General features: G+C 69.8%; 17 protein-coding genes. 8 read left to right on the top strand and 9 right to left on the bottom strand.

The genetic code is table 11. From position 1 onward, the window contains the following. Positions 1 to 212 precede the first annotated feature (212 nt). Positions 213 to 827, top strand: a complete 615-nt coding sequence (locus F7Q99_RS15695; RefSeq protein ID WP_153462068.1) for a class I SAM-dependent methyltransferase — start codon at positions 213 to 215, stop codon at positions 825 to 827. Positions 828 to 849: 22 nt separating this feature from the next. Here F7Q99_RS15695 and F7Q99_RS15690 read toward each other — a convergent pair whose 3' ends face one another. The 4 genes from F7Q99_RS15690 to F7Q99_RS40420 form a co-directional block, all read right to left on the bottom strand. Continuing rightward, on the bottom strand, positions 850 to 1,302 hold the full coding sequence (locus F7Q99_RS15690; RefSeq protein ID WP_153462066.1) for a hypothetical protein: 453 nt from the start codon (positions 1,300 to 1,302) through the stop codon (positions 850 to 852). A 189-nt stretch (positions 1,303 to 1,491) separates the two neighbouring features. Beyond that, positions 1,492 to 1,791, bottom strand: coding sequence for a hypothetical protein (locus F7Q99_RS15685; RefSeq protein WP_153462064.1), 300 nt, complete (start codon positions 1,789 to 1,791; stop codon positions 1,492 to 1,494). A gap of 105 nt (positions 1,792 to 1,896) precedes the next feature. Further along, a complete protein-coding gene (locus F7Q99_RS15680; RefSeq protein ID WP_195911079.1) occupies positions 1,897 to 2,154 on the bottom strand; it encodes a hypothetical protein in 258 nt (85 codons plus the stop codon). Further along, positions 2,151 to 2,507, bottom strand: coding sequence for an ATP-binding protein (locus tag F7Q99_RS40420; RefSeq protein WP_195911078.1), 357 nt, complete (start codon positions 2,505 to 2,507; stop codon positions 2,151 to 2,153). The genes F7Q99_RS15680 and F7Q99_RS40420 overlap by 4 nt, the downstream gene beginning before the upstream one ends. A 274-nt stretch (positions 2,508 to 2,781) precedes the next feature. Between F7Q99_RS40420 and F7Q99_RS15670 the strand changes: the two genes are divergently transcribed. From F7Q99_RS15670 to F7Q99_RS15660, 3 genes are all read left to right on the top strand, one after another. Further along, positions 2,782 to 3,666, top strand: a complete 885-nt coding sequence (locus tag F7Q99_RS15670) for a helix-turn-helix domain-containing protein (protein WP_195911077.1) — start codon at positions 2,782 to 2,784, stop codon at positions 3,664 to 3,666. A 10-nt stretch (positions 3,667 to 3,676) separates the two neighbouring features. Beyond that, positions 3,677 to 3,877, top strand: coding sequence for a DUF397 domain-containing protein (locus F7Q99_RS15665; RefSeq protein ID WP_153462056.1), 201 nt, complete (start codon positions 3,677 to 3,679; stop codon positions 3,875 to 3,877). Positions 3,878 to 3,946: 69 nt separating this feature from the next. Continuing rightward, positions 3,947 to 4,495: a hypothetical protein gene (locus F7Q99_RS15660; protein ID WP_153462054.1), complete on the top strand. Its 549-nt coding sequence runs from the start codon at positions 3,947 to 3,949 to the stop codon at positions 4,493 to 4,495. On the opposite strand, the gene F7Q99_RS15655 is transcribed toward F7Q99_RS15660, so the two are convergent. Next, positions 4,467 to 5,252 (bottom strand): thioesterase family protein, encoded by a 786-nt coding sequence (locus F7Q99_RS15655; protein ID WP_326846707.1) that lies wholly within the window; start codon positions 5,250 to 5,252, stop codon positions 4,467 to 4,469. The two genes, F7Q99_RS15660 and F7Q99_RS15655, sit on opposite strands and share 29 nt — an antisense overlap. Before the next feature lie 37 nt (positions 5,253 to 5,289). Between F7Q99_RS15655 and F7Q99_RS42595 the strand changes: the two genes are divergently transcribed. Both F7Q99_RS42595 and F7Q99_RS15650 read left to right on the top strand, forming a co-directional pair. Next, positions 5,290 to 5,412: a hypothetical protein gene (locus tag F7Q99_RS42595; protein WP_268267550.1), complete on the top strand. Its 123-nt coding sequence runs from the start codon at positions 5,290 to 5,292 to the stop codon at positions 5,410 to 5,412. Positions 5,413 to 5,541: 129 nt separating this feature from the next. Next, positions 5,542 to 6,228, top strand: a complete 687-nt coding sequence (locus F7Q99_RS15650; protein WP_195911076.1) for a hypothetical protein — start codon at positions 5,542 to 5,544, stop codon at positions 6,226 to 6,228. 36 nt (positions 6,229 to 6,264) lie between these two features. Here F7Q99_RS15650 and F7Q99_RS43155 read toward each other — a convergent pair whose 3' ends face one another. Next, entirely contained in the window at positions 6,265 to 6,906 is a 642-nt protein-coding gene (locus tag F7Q99_RS43155) for a TetR/AcrR family transcriptional regulator (RefSeq protein ID WP_326846706.1), read from the bottom strand. 442 nt (positions 6,907 to 7,348) lie between these two features. Between F7Q99_RS43155 and F7Q99_RS15640 the strand changes: the two genes are divergently transcribed. Next, complete coding sequence (locus tag F7Q99_RS15640; RefSeq protein ID WP_153462050.1) at positions 7,349 to 7,708, top strand: DUF6542 domain-containing protein; 360 nt, start codon at positions 7,349 to 7,351, stop codon at positions 7,706 to 7,708. Further along, a complete protein-coding gene (locus F7Q99_RS15635) occupies positions 7,701 to 9,377 on the top strand; it encodes an LCP family protein (RefSeq protein ID WP_153462048.1) in 1,677 nt (558 codons plus the stop codon). The genes F7Q99_RS15640 and F7Q99_RS15635 overlap by 8 nt, the downstream gene beginning before the upstream one ends. Before the next feature lie 73 nt (positions 9,378 to 9,450). Here the strand turns inward: F7Q99_RS15635 and F7Q99_RS15630 are convergent, their stop codons facing one another. The 3 genes from F7Q99_RS15630 to F7Q99_RS15620 form a co-directional block, all read right to left on the bottom strand. Then, entirely contained in the window at positions 9,451 to 10,503 is a 1,053-nt protein-coding gene (locus F7Q99_RS15630) for a 2-oxoacid:ferredoxin oxidoreductase subunit beta (RefSeq protein WP_153462046.1), read from the bottom strand. Then, positions 10,500 to 12,332 carry a 2-oxoacid:acceptor oxidoreductase subunit alpha gene (locus tag F7Q99_RS15625; protein WP_407697788.1) on the bottom strand — a complete coding sequence of 611 codons (1,833 nt, stop codon included), beginning with the start codon at positions 12,330 to 12,332 and terminating at the stop codon, positions 10,500 to 10,502. Before F7Q99_RS15625 ends, F7Q99_RS15630 begins: the two co-directional genes overlap by 4 nt. 346 nt (positions 12,333 to 12,678) lie before the next feature. Continuing rightward, positions 12,679 to 13,341 (bottom strand): response regulator transcription factor, encoded by a 663-nt coding sequence (locus F7Q99_RS15620; RefSeq protein WP_153462044.1) that lies wholly within the window; start codon positions 13,339 to 13,341, stop codon positions 12,679 to 12,681. Positions 13,342 to 13,385 lie beyond the last annotated feature (44 nt).

Here is a 13,385-nt window from a genome sequence, read left to right as displayed (position 1 = left end):
GGTCCGGAGGCGCCGATCGCCCCGCACCCGAGTAGCCAACCAGACACGGACGGTGGCGGGCCGGGGGAGGCTCCGCGCCACGCAGAGGCCGCCTGCCCGCCACTCACCTGAACGGGCGAGTCGCGGCTCCCGGTGCCGTTCCCGCAAGGCCCTCCGCGACGGCGCGCGGTGGTCTAAGGTCGTCCCCCGTGCCTGAACTCTCGTCACATCAGATGTCCACCGCCGCCGCGTACGACGCCATCGCCGTCCGCTACGCCGAGTTCGTCCGGGACGGCCTCGCCCGTCTGCCGTTGGACCGCTCGGTGGTCACGGCGTTCGCCGAGCTCGTGCGGGCGGCCGGCGCCGGTCCGGTCGCGGATCTCGGGTGCGGGCCCGGGTACGTGTCGGCGTACCTGCGGGACATGGGGCTGGACGTCTTCGGTGTCGACCTGTCGCCCGCGCTGGTCGAGATCGCCCGCGAGACCTACCCGGGCCTGCGGTTCGACGTGGGTTCGATGGACGCGCTGAACGTGGCCGACGGCGAGCTGGGCGGCGTCGTGTCCTGGTACTCGCTCATCCACACCCCGCCGGAGCTGATCCCGTCGTACCTCGCCGAGTTCCGCCGGGTGCTGGCCCCGGGCGGCCACGTCCTCCTCGGCTTCTTCGAGTCCGAGGGCGCGCCGGTGACGGCCTTCGACCACAAGGTGGCGACGGCCTACCGGTGGCCGATCGACGGTCTGGCCGACCTGGCGGGCGAGGCCGGGTTCGCCGAGGTCGGACGGATGCTGCGCGAACCGGGCGAGGGCGAACGGTACCGGCGGGGCCATCTTCTGATGCGCGCGAAGTAGCGGCAGCGGCCCCGTCCCGTGGTCAGACCGTCGCGGCGGTGTCCTCGACCGGCTGGCTCGCGGCGGCCGGGGTCTGCGGGGTGGGTGCGGCCAGTGCTCCGGCGAGCAGAAGGCCGAACCCGACCAGGTGGAAGGGGAGGGCGATCGCGGACAGCACATTGTTCGCCATGAAGGGCCCGAACACGCGGATGATGGTTTCCCAGCCCAGCGCCGGGACGAGAACGGAGACGATCGGCCCCGGCAGCATGACCAGGCACCCCGCGAGGGCCAGTCGGGCATTGCGTCCTCTGCGGCGGATGGCCACGGCGGCCACGACGGCTCCCACCAGGGGAACGAGGACTTGGATGCTGTCGAGGAGCAGGCCCACGAGGCCGGCGGCAACCTGGTCTTGCAAGGGATTCCGTTCGGGGATCGTGCGGGAGGATCGGACGAGCGGCGCGAAGATATCGGGGCCGCCGCCGGAAAGTACAGCCACGAATAGATGTTGAAACCCCGGGCGGCGTCGTAGACATCGGCGTCCACGACACGGACGACACCTGTGGCCACGACGAAGTGGACGGAGTGTAGGGCGGCGCGCGGGATCGGTTCATCGCACTTCTGTCCGCAACAGGCCTGCGCAGGAAGTCGGACCGGCCGACTTCCTGTGCGCGGACGCCGCTTGGCGCTAATCGGCGGGTCTGGGAAGAGGGTTGAGGCGGGCCCGGGACCAGTTCGGGTTGCGGCCGGCGCCCTCGCGGTAGGCGATGCGCTGGACGGCGGTGAGGAGTCGGTAGAGGTTGAGGTCGGCGTCGGAGTGGTCGGCTGCGAAGCCGAGCTGGTGGATGAAGGCTTCGAGTTCGGGCCAGTCGAAGTCGTCCGGGGCGGCGGGGGTGACGGCGGCGGGGCCGAAGGAGTTGAACGCGGCGGCGACGGCGTAGCGGGTCGCGGCGAGGGCGTTGACGACGGGGTCGGTGGTGTCAGACATCTCAGGACTCTTCTTCGTCGGGCTTTGCAACGTTGAGAGCGGTGATGACGCCGAGGGCGACGGTGGCGATCGCGAGGGCGAGGAGGACGGCGAAGGCCGTGCCGATCAGGAAACGCACGGGTCGTCGTTGTCCCGTTCGGCATCGAGGAGGAGGTTCAGCAGGTTGAGGAGAGTCGTGACCGGGGCCGTGTTGAAGCGGACGAGGACACGGCCGTCGAGGGTCCTGTCCGTGGTGGCGGAGGGCCAGACCAGGCCGAACTTCTTTCCGCGCTCGTGGACTTCGGCGATGAGCGTGCGGATCTGGTCGTCGGTGTAGTGCCGGACGCGGGGGTCGGTGGGCTTCATCGGGTGACGGCGGCTCACGCGACGACGTCCAGCTCGAACCACACGGACTTGCCCTGCTTGCGCAGCTCGGTGCCGAAGCGGTGGGTGAGGGCACGGACGAGGTGGAGGCCTCGGCCGGACTCGGAGAGGAGGGTGGAGGGCGGGTGGTCGGGAAGGAGGTCCGGGCTGTCGTCGCTGACGGAGACGCGGAGGCGGTTGGGCCGGAGGGTGAGGACGACGAAGGGCGCGAGGTTGCCCGCGTGCAACCACGCGTTGGCGATCAGCTCGTGGAGGGCGAGTTCGGCGTCCGAGATGGTGTCGGACGGCCAGCCGGCGCCGACGAGGAGGTCGCGGAGTTCGAGCCGGGCGGCGGTCCAGTCCGGAGGGTTCAAGGCACGCATAGGAGACCTCGGGAGGGAGGAGAGGAGAGGTGGTCGACGGATACGTCGCCGTGAGCCAGGCCGGGACATGGCTGCTCTTCGGTGCTTGGGCAGCAGGCGCCTACTGCCTTGAGACAAGGCGTTACTGACGCTCCGTCGTGTGATCGGTGCAACACTGAGAGTAGGGGCCCGTCTGCCAAACTTGCAAGCCCTCAGACTCTCCATCACTCGTTGGTGGCGTCCTGCATGGGATGTGCGCGAGACTGCGCCGGAGGGAAGGACGATCGTGGGATACAAGGGACCAATCAGCCAGCGACAGCGCCGATTCGGCGAAGAGCTTCAGCGCCTGCGAACGGCCGCCGGCCTCTCGTCGGCAGAGGCCGGCGCCCTGGTCGGCATGAAGGTTCCGGCAGTGAGCCACACCGAGGCAGGCCGGATCACGCTCAACCCCGAACGCCTCGAAGTCTGGCTCGACGCCTACGGCTGCACGGATCCGACCTATCGCAGGGTTCTTGCGGAGATGGGGCGAAGCACTGGCAAGGGCTGGTGGAGCAAGTTCGAGGGCAAGGTCCCGGCCCTCGCTCTTGATCTCTCCGAGTGCGAAGATCGGGCAACCCGACTCGACAACTACGAGACACTGCACATCCCCGGCATCCTGCAACTACCCGCCTACACCGAAGCGCTCTACAACGGAGGGCCAAGGAAGTGGGATACGGCGACACAGGTCCAGTTCCGCATGGAGCGACAGCGGATCCTGACCGACGACAAGCAGCGGCATTTCCGGTTCGTCATTCACGAGGCCGCGCTGCGGATGCGATTCGCCGGAGATGATGTCACGCGAGCCCAACTGGTGCATCTGCTCAGGATCGCCGAGCTTCCCAACGTGGATCTCCAGGTACTGCCGTTCACCGCGCCGAGAATCCCACCGTTCTCAGGCTCTTTCCTCTTCTGTGATCCCGGCTGCCCTGAACTTGCGACGGTCATTTTGGATGGCCCGAAGCGCGCGGAGCACCTTGGCGAGCAAGCTGAACTGGCATCCTATGGCGAGATGTTCCAGCAACTCAGTGCCCACGCCCTGCCAGTTGCCGATCGCGAGACGGCGTTGCAAGGACTCCCTAACCGTGACTCGTGGGGGCTCCTTCATCATCTTCTGTATCTACTTCAGTCGTGAAAGGCCCGTGATGTCCAACTTCTCCTGGCAGAAGTCGTCATACAGCAACGCCGAAGGTGCCAATAACTGCCTTGAGCTGGCCGCCGGAACAGATGACCTCCGCCACCTTCGCGAATCTGACGATCCCGACGTCATCGTCACCACCACAACCGCCAAGCTCCGCGCCTTCATCCTCGGAGCCAAGGCCGGCGAGTTCGACCACCTCATCTGAACCGCGCCCTCCTCCTGCTGTCATCGCCCATTGCGCTGACAGCAGAGGCGGTGGCGCTATCTTCCGATCATGAACAGTGTCCGAACCACCAGGATCATCGGTTCGAGCTTCGGGCTCGTCTTCGTCCAAGCCAACGCCGGAGCCCTGCCGACCGCCGTCGCCATCCCGCTCCGCGTACTCGCCGTCGTCGCCTTCCTCTTCCTGGGCCTCTTCAACCGCCGCCCCGCCGCACCCGAAGCAACCACCGCCCCGAGAGCTCGCTTCGGTGGCCGCTACTGGCTCGTCGTCGCGGCCGAGGTGCTCGCCATAGCCACCGGCCTCATGGTGATCAACAAGGTCCTCCACACCCCACACGCCACGGTCGGCTGGATCGCCTTCGTCGTCGGCGTCCACTTCTTCGGCCTCGCCTCCGCCTGGCGCAGGCCCGAACTCCGCGTCCTCGGCGGGTCGATGGCGGCCTGTGGTGCGGTCGGCATGGTCCTCGCGGCCCTCGGTGCTCCCGACGCCGCCATCTCGACCGTCGCCGGAATCGCCCCCGGGGCGCTCCTGTTCGGCTCGGTCTGGTGGTCCAGCCGCACGCAGTCCGGTGCTAACTCCCGGCCAGCGGCCGTACGGTAAGCACCTGCTGCGCTGATCCGACCGGGCCGGTCGCATCGTGGAGCACGCTGCTGGTGAGCCCGTGCCCGGCCGGGCCGAAGGTGACCGTGGTGTCCAGGCCCGTCCAACGCCCCTGCGGCTGGCGGTGAAGGTGGATGGTCAGATCCACGTTCGGGAACATCCACCCCGTCGGGGGCTGCCGCACGGCGATCCCGTTGGCCGTGTCCACCAAGGCTATGAACGACGCGAGCGGGCTGCTCGGCTCCCCGGCCACCAGATCGAGCTCACTGCTGATCCAGGCCGCCGCACGCCCAGGAGCCGACTCCCGGCGCCGAACGTCGATCGAGGCGATGTAACCCCCGTCCCACAGCTCACTCATCGCCCACGGTGTGAACTCCTCGGGCGCACCGAGCCGCTCAATCGGGCTGTCGGCAACGGCGGTGGAGTCGCGGGAGACGAGGAACCAGGCACGGGCCCGGATCACCGGCCGGTCGGCGATCACCAGGACCGCCTCCACCAGCTCGATCGTCCGCCCCGGCCGGATGGTCTCCACCGTGATCTCGCACTCGTCGACGGCGATCCGGCCGAGGATGTCGTAGCTGATCCGGGCCAGCGCCAGCCCGTTGTCGGGGCCCGTCGCGCGGTGCCGCTCGATCGCGTGGACGATCAGGCCCGCCACCGGGCTGAAGTGCTGTTCGTCCGCGTTCCAGGCGCCGCCCGCGTGGACCGTGGGCTTGAAGCGGCGATCGCCGGTGCGCTGGAAGTAGCTGTCATTCACGGGGCGATCGTAGGATCCCGAACATCCAGGTGGAACGGTGACGATCCCCACACCGCTCCGGGCTCCCCCGCCGCCCGGCAACCGACTCTCCGGGGCGGAGACCGTGATCAACTCCGCATCCCTGCACCAGGTCGGTGCCCAAGCCGTCACGACCTGGTGAAGGGGCCGTCAAAGTCGTAGTCCCCGCAGCCCAGTTGCGCTATCAACATGGACCACAAGGACCTTCACCTGACGGTCCGAAGACTCGGGGGGACGACTCCACGTGAACACCTTCGCCACCAGATCGAGCATGCGCGCACTCGCCGGGCTGGCGGTGGTCGGCGTGCTGACGCTGACCGCCTGCAACGACGACACGGCGTCGTCCGACACGGCGACCACCGCCGCGCCGACGTCCGCCGCGGCCTCGACCGAGCCGAGCGCCCCGGCCACCTCGGCCGCCGCGCCGACCGCGGCCGCGCCGACCAGCTCGGCCGCCGCGCCCGCCACCGGCGCCCCGGTGCCCGGCGGCAACGGCGGCGGGCAGACCCCGGCGCCCGGGACCACCGTCAAGGTCGGCGACGCCGTCCAGATCCCGTTCAGCTCCGGCAGCACCAAGGGCGCGATCTCGCTCGCGGTCACCTCGATCGACCAGGGCGACCCGGCCGACCTTGCCCCGTTCAAGCTCGGCGACAGGGTCAAGGGCCTGGTGCCGTACTACATCCACTACAAGATCACCAACGTCGGCACCACCGACCTGTCGTTCACCAGCGTGACCCACATGAAGGGACTCCTCGCGGACGGCACCGAGGCCACCGACCTGGGGGTCATCGGCACCTTCGACAAGTGCCCGAACAACTCGCTGCCGAAGGGCTTCACCAACGGCCAGTCCTCCACCTCCTGCGCGGTGGCGCTCTCCCCGTCGGCCTCCAAGGTCGCCGGCGCCGAGTACTGGGGCGAGCCGTACACCCTCAACAAGGGCATCAACTGGAAGTCGTGACCCGTCGGTAGTTCGGACGCACGGGGTGTCCGCGATTCAGCCGGCCGCGGGCACCCCGTAGATCTTCAGGAACGCGTCGACCCCTACTGCGGCGATCCGCGCGACCTCCTCCTCCGGCACCGGCAGCGCACCCCAGAACGAGCGCTCGGCGATGCCGTGGAAGGCCAGCAGCGTGAACTGCTCGGCGGCCAGCGCCGGATCGTCGATCGCCAGCAGCCCGCGCCCGGCCAGCGCCTCGAACCGCGCCGCGAGATCCCGCAGCGAGGCGATCGGGCCGGCCTCCAGCCACGCCTCCAGGACGTCCGCCGGGATGTTGGCCACCTCGGCGCGGATGGCCCGGCCCAGCGCGCCATGGTCGCCCGCCGAAAGCACGGCCCGCGCCCGGTCGACGGCGAAGTCGGTCAGGTCCTGCCGCAGGTCCACGATCTTGCCGAGGTGGCGGTCGACCAAGTCCCGGACCTTCTCGGTCAGTTCGGCGGAGTTCTCCAGCGCCACCGACAGGAACAGGGTCTCCTTGTCGACGAAGTGGTTGTACACCGTGCGCTTCGAGACGCCCGCCTCCGCCGCGATCACGTCCATGCTCGCGCGGACGTACCCCTCGCGCCCGAACACGGCCGTCGCGGCCCGCGTGATCGCCTTGCGCTTCTCCGGCCGACCCGCTCCGCTCGTCGCCGCCACGGCCACTCCCCTCGCACCTCGCACAAAACTACTCGGTGCAGTGTAGACCCTCTTTCGGGAAACGGCCCCTCCCTTCCGCCCCGTCGGCAACAATCGAACAGCCCCGCCGGGGAGTCGCGGTCCGGGACCTTCGCCGAACAGGGGTGCTATATGCTGCGCTCGATCTCTACACCCGTGTAGAGGAAACCAGTGACGCGAGCCTGCCCCCGACCGACAGCGGGAACCGGCCGGCCGAACGCCGACGTCCAGTGAATCGGCAGCGCCCCCGACGCCCTCCCACGAGGGAACGGACGAAGGCGCACGCCGCAGCGCACGGACGCAAGAGACACCGGGGGGTGAGTGCGTGGCGGGACGACGAGGACGGACGTCCTCAAAACAGGAGACGGAGCGGCAGGCCGCGAGAACCGCGGGCCCCGCCCGGCCCCGCCCGGGCGGCCCCGCCGTGCCCGCCGCACTGGCGATCGTGCTGCCCGCCGCGGGTGCGGGGATCGACGAGACGTCCGGCCCGGGCATGGGAATCGCGTTCGCGGTCGGTGCCGTCGTCGGGACTGCCCTGGCGGCCACGCTCAGCAGCCGCAACGGCTGGTGGTGGGTGCTCTGCGCCTCGCCCCTGCTCGTCCTCGGGGTGACGGCCGCCGCCGAACTGCTCGCCAACGGCGACGCGTACCGGGGCAAGGCCCTGGCGACCGGCTCCGCGAAGTGGGTCGTCCACGGCTTTCCCGTCATGGCCGCGGCTGCGGGGGCAGCCGTGCTGGTGATCGTGGTCCGGGTGGCCCGGGACAGGAGGAAACACCATGGCTGAGAACGCCGGTAACGCCGAGAACCCGCAAGGCGGCCGGGCCGCTGCCCGCCGCACCGCGCAAGCCCCGCAGGCGCCGGCCGGACGGCGTTCGCCACTGCTCGTTGCGAGCCGGGCGGCGGCCTGTTCGGTCGCGCTGGCGGTGTTCGTCTCGAGCGGCGTCGTCTGGTACGAGTACAAGCAGCTCACCGACGGGATGACCACGTCCAACGTCATCGCGGAGACGAAGAAGGACGCGCCCAAACACCTGGACAATTCCGTCAACCTGCTGCTGATCGGCCTCGACAGCCGCAAGAACATGGACGGCTCGGACCTCGACCCGGCCTTCGTCCAGGACGAGCTGCACGCCGGCCACAGCTCCGACATCGGCGGCTACAACACCAACAGCCTGATCCTGCTGCACATCCCCGCGAACGGCGGCAAGGTACAGGCCGTCTCCGTACCGCGTGACGACTACGTCATGACCTACGACGGCGACGGCTCCCAGTTGGGCATGGCCAAGATCAAGGAGGCCTACGGCGCGGCCAAGGAGAAGGCGAACCCGGGCCTCCAGGCCAAGGGCCTCAAGGGCGCGGACCTGGAGAAGGCCGGCCGCGACGCCGGGCGTGCGGCCACCATCCGGACCGTCCAGAAGTTCCTCGACCAGCCGATCGACCACATCGCCGAGGTCAACCTCATGGGCTTCTACGACATCGCCAAGGCGGTCGAGCCGATCGAGGTCTGCCTCACCCACGACACCAAAGACCCGGCCATCGAAGGCCAGGGCTCCGGCGCCGACTTCCACAAGGGCATCAACAAGCTCAACGCCTCCCAGGCGCTCTCCTTCGTCCGCCAGCGGCACAACCTGGACGGCCCCGACGGGAACACCGGCGACTTCGCCCGCACCCACCGCCAGCAGGCCTTCATCTCCTCCGTCGTGCACAAGCTCAAGCAGGACGGCATCATCAGCGACCTCGGCAAACTCCAGAAGCTCTTCGGGGTCGTCCAGAAGGACCTCGTCATCGACAACGAGTGGAACGTCCTCGACTTCGCCCAGCAGGCCCCGGCCCTGACCGGCGGCAACGTCGAGTTCAACACCCTGACCTTCGACGGCTTCGGCAAGAAGAACGGCCAGGACGTCAACCTCGTCACCCCGTCGAAGGTCCAGAAGGTCGTCAAGCAGCTGTTCGGCTACGCCGACGCCGCCGCGCCCGCTGCCCCGGCTGAGGGCGCGACCGACGCGGCCTCCGCCTCCGCCCAGCCGACACCCACCCAGGCGCCGACCACCACCGCCAAGGCCGCCACCGTCGACGTCTACAACGCCTCCAAGGTGGACGGCGCCGCAGACTCCGAGTCCAAGGCCCTCGTGGCGATGGGCTTCAAGGAGGGCAAGTCCGGCCCCGCGACCACGAAGCCGAAGACCACCACGGTGGTCTACGGCAAGGGCGCCCAGGACGCCGCCGAGCAGATCGCCGCCCGCTACGGCGTGACCGCCACCGAGTCCTCCTCCACCGCGGCCGGCCACGTCACCGTCACCCTCGGCACCGGATTCACCGCCCCGGCCGGCGACAAGGCCGGCGCCAACCCGACCACCGGCGCCACTCCGGCGCCCTCCGACCCCGCCGCCGGCCTCCCCGTGCAGGGCCCGGGCGTCGACGCCGAATCCAACGGCGGCATCCCCTGCGTCTACTGATGCCCCACCCCCTCCCGTGAAAAAGGCGGCGCCCCCCGGCAGTTCACCGAGGGGCGCCGCTCCCGCACAGCCGTCAGTCGACCGTCCACGTGTCGCTGCCCGCCAGCAGCGTCGCGAGGTCGCCCGGGCCCCGGTGGGCCTCCGCCGTCGCCAGCTGGCTCGCCATCAACTCGTCGTACACCGGCCGCTTCACGTCCCGCAGCACGCCGATCGGAGTGTGGTGCAGCGTGTCGGCGTCGGCGATCCGGGAGAGCGCGAAGGCCGTCGCCGGGCTGGCCGAGTGTGCGTCGTGGACCAGCACCCCGGCCTCGTTCTCCGGCGTCACCGCCGCCGTGAACAGCTCGCCGTCCGCGCCGCGGAACACGCCGTTGCCGCCGTCCGCGCCGAAGCGCACCGGCTGCCCGTGCTCCAGCCGGATCAGCGCCTCGTCCCGGGTGCCCGGCTCCTTCAGCACCTCGAAGGCACCGTCGTTGAAGATGTTGCAGTTCTGGTAGATCTCCACCAGCGCCGTGCCCTCGTGCCGCGCCGCCGCCCGCAGCACCGACTGCAGGTGCTGCCGGTCGGAGTCGATCGTCCGGGCGACGAAGGAGGCCTCCGCGCCGATCGCCAGCGACAGCGGGTTGAACGGGGCGTCCAGCGAGCCCATCGGCGTGGACTTGGTGATCTTGCCGAGCTCGCTGGTCGGCGAGTACTGGCCCTTGGTGAGACCGTAGATCCGGTTGTTGAACAGAAGGATCTTCAGATTGACGTTCCGGCGCAGCGCGTGGATCAGATGGTTGCCGCCGATCGACAGCGCGTCGCCGTCACCCGTCACCACCCACACACTCAGGTCCGGCCGCGAGGACGCCAGCCCCGTCGCGATCGCCGGCGCCCGCCCGTGGATCGAGTGAACGCCATAGGTGTTCATGTAGTACGGGAAGCGCGAGGAACAGCCGATCCCGGAGACGAAGACGGTGTTCTCCCGTCTGATCCCCAGCTCCGGCATGAACGCCTGCACCGCCGCCAGGATCGCGTAGTCCCCGCACCCGGGGCACCAGCGCACCTCCTGGTCGGTCTTGAACTCCTTCGCGCTCTGCGGCCCGTCCGCCTTCGGCACCAGGCCAAGCGAGGGGAACTGGTCGCTCATCGGTGGTCCTCCTCGTCCAGGGTGCCGATCGCCGCCCACAGCACGTCCGCCAGCTGCGCCGCCTTGAACGGCAGCCCGCGCACCTGGTTGTAGGACTCGGCGTCCACCAGGTACTTGGCGCGCAGCAGCAGCGCCAGCTGGCCGAGGTTCATCTCGGGGACGATGATCTTGTCGTAACTCCTCAGCACCGTGCCCAGGTTGGCCGGGAACGGGTTCAGGTTGCGCAGGTGGGCCTGGGCGATCTCGCCGCCGTCCGCCCGGACCCGCCGCACGGCCGCGGTGATCGGGCCGTACGTCGAACCCCAGCCGAGCACCAGCACGCGGGCCTCGCCGCTCGGGTCGTCCACCTCGACCGGCGGCACGGTGATGCCGTCCACCTTGGCCTGCCGGGTGCGGACCATGAAGTCGTGGTTGGCCGGGTCGTAGGAGATGTTGCCGGTGCCGTCCTGCTTCTCGATGCCACCGATCCGGTGCTCCAGGCCGGGGGTGCCGGGCAGCGCCCACGGGCGGGCCAGGGTCTGCGGGTCGCGCTGGTAGGGCCAGAAGGCGCCGTCCTCGCGGTTCGGGCCGGTGGCGAAGTCCGGATCGATGGACGGGAGTTCGTCGATCTCCGGGATCCGCCACGGCTCCGAGCCGTTGGCCAGGTAGCCGTCCGAGAGCAGGAACACCGGGGTGCGGTAGGTGACGGCGATCCGGGCCGCCTCCAGGGCCGCGTCGAAACACTCGGCGGGCGTGGCCGGGGCGACGATCGGCACCGGGGCCTCGCCGTTGCGGCCGAACATCGCCTGCAGCAGGTCGGCCTGCTCGGTCTTGGTCGGCAGCCCGGTGGACGGGCCGCCGCGCTGGATGTCCACGACCAGCAGCGGGAGTTCGAGCGAGACGGCCAGGCCGATGGTCTCGCTCTTGAGCGCGATGCCCGGGCCGGAGGTGGTCGTCACGCCGAGCGAGCCGCCGAACGCCGCGCCCAGGGCGGCGCCGATGCCGGCGATCTCGTCCTCGGCCTGGAAGGTGCGCACGCCGAAGTTCTTGTGCTTGCTCAGCTCGTGCAGGATGTCCGAGGCCGGGGTGATCGGGTACGAGCCGAGGTAGAGCGGCAGCCCGGAGCGCCTGGAGGCGGCGATCAGGCCGTAGGAGAGCGCCAGGTTGCCGGAGATGTTGCGGTAGCGGCCGGCCGGCAGCTTCGCCGGCGGCACCTCGTAGGACACCGCGAAGGACTCGGTGGTCTCGCCGAAGTTCCAGCCCGCCCGGAAGGCGCTGATGTTGGCCTCGGCGATCTGCGGCTTCTTCGCGAACTTGCTGCGCAGGAACGTCTCGGTGCCGTGGGTGGGCCGGTGGTACATCCAGGACAGCAGGCCCAGGGCGAACATGTTCTTCGCCCGCTCGGCGTCCTTGCGGGCCAGGCCGCTGTCCTTGAGCGCCTCCAGCGTCAGCGTGGTCAGCGGCACCTTGTGCAGGTGGTAGGCCTCCAGCGAGCCGTCGGCGAGCGGGTCGGCGGCGTAGCCGACCTTGGCGAGGGCGCGCTTGGTGAACTCGTCGGTGTTGACGATGATCTCGGCGCCGCGCGGCAGGTCCGGCAGGTTCGCCTTGAGGGCGGCCGGGTTCATCGCGACCAGGACGTTCGGGGCGTCGCCGGGGGTGAGGATGTCGTGGTCGGCGAAGTGCAGCTGGAAGGACGAGACGCCCGGCAGGGTGCCGGCGGGCGCCCTGATCTCAGCCGGGAAGTTCGGCAGCGTGGACAGGTCGTTGCCGAAGGACGCGGTCTCGGAGGTGAAGCGGTCACCCGTGAGCTGCATCCCGTCGCCGGAGTCGCCGGCGAACCGGATGATCACCCGGTCCAGGCGACGGATCGGCTTGGCACGTCCGTGCGGACTCGTCGGCGCAGAGGGACCAGAGCGGCCTTCACCGGGCCCGGAGCGAACCTCGCCGCCGTCCGAGCCGTCCACTGCCTCTGACTGATCGACCTGACTGGTCACTGCCGCGGACCTCCTCGTGGGCGCCCCAGCCGCGGGCGTGACCGTGTGCCCCGTCCGCCTGGTGCACCTCTGGCATCCTATGCGCGCTTACCCGGCCGGGGACGGAACTCCCGCGTGCGGCGGGAAATCACCGGCGGACGCCTCATCGCACACGATCGACAACGTTCGGCGGCCGGAGATCATTCCGCGGACGGCCCAGGAGCTAGGAGTTGATGTAGGTCAGCACCGCCAGCACCCGGCGGTGGTCCTCCGGGCTCTGGGCCAGGCCGAGCTTGAGGAAGATGTTGCTGACGTGCTTCTCCACCGCGCCGTCCGAGACCACCAGCTGCCTGGCGATCGCCGCGTTGGTCCGGCCCTCCGCCATCAGCGCCAGCACCTCGCGCTCGCGCGGGGTCAGATTGGCCAGAACGTCGCCCTTGCGGCTGCGGCTGAGCAGCTGCTGCACGACCTCCGGGTCCAGCGCGGTGCCGCCCTCGGCGACCCGGACCACCGCGTCGGCGAACTCGCGCACCTCGGCGACCCGGTCCTTCAGCAGATAGCCGACGCCCCGGGTGGAACCGGCCAGGAGTTCGGAGGCGTAGCGCTCCTCCACGAACTGTGACAGCACGAGCACACCCAGTTCCGGGTAGCGGCCGCGCAGCTCGACGCAGGCGCGCAGCCCCTCGTCGGTATGGGACGGGGGCATCCGCACGTCGGAGACCACGACGTCCGGCAGCCCGTCGGCGGCGGCCAGGTCGTGGACGGTCCTCAGCAGCGCGTCACCGTCCCCGACCCCCGCCACGACCTCCAGTCCGCGGTCGGTGAGCAGCCGGGTCAGGCCCTCCCGCAGCAGTACGGAGTCCTCGGCGATGACGACGCGACGCATGGCGACCTTCCGGAAGGGTGAGCTGACGGGGTCAGTCTTCCCTA

This window comes from Streptomyces kaniharaensis (genome assembly GCF_009569385.1).
GTDB classification, from domain to species: domain Bacteria; phylum Actinomycetota; class Actinomycetes; order Streptomycetales; family Streptomycetaceae; genus Kitasatospora; species Kitasatospora kaniharaensis.
The sequence above is the reverse complement of the archived record's forward strand: the minus strand, read 5'-3'. Positions and strand labels throughout refer to the sequence as shown.

Coding starts and splice junctions, on each gene's coding strand:
- F7Q99_RS15695 (WP_153462068.1), top strand. CDS start 213: ATGTCCACCGCCGCCGCGTACGACGCCATCGCCGTCCGCTACGCCGAG.
- F7Q99_RS15685 (WP_153462064.1), bottom strand. CDS start 1,791: ATGTCTGACACCACCGACCCCGTCGTCAACGCCCTCGCCGCGACCCGC.
- F7Q99_RS15665 (WP_153462056.1), top strand. CDS start 3,677: ATGTCCAACTTCTCCTGGCAGAAGTCGTCATACAGCAACGCCGAAGGT.
- F7Q99_RS15660 (WP_153462054.1), top strand. CDS start 3,947: ATGAACAGTGTCCGAACCACCAGGATCATCGGTTCGAGCTTCGGGCTC.
- F7Q99_RS15650 (WP_195911076.1), top strand. CDS start 5,542: ATGCGCGCACTCGCCGGGCTGGCGGTGGTCGGCGTGCTGACGCTGACC.
- F7Q99_RS15635 (WP_153462048.1), top strand. CDS start 7,701: ATGGCTGAGAACGCCGGTAACGCCGAGAACCCGCAAGGCGGCCGGGCC.
- F7Q99_RS15630 (WP_153462046.1), bottom strand. CDS start 10,503: ATGAGCGACCAGTTCCCCTCGCTTGGCCTGGTGCCGAAGGCGGACGGG.
- F7Q99_RS15620 (WP_153462044.1), bottom strand. CDS start 13,341: ATGCGTCGCGTCGTCATCGCCGAGGACTCCGTACTGCTGCGGGAGGGC.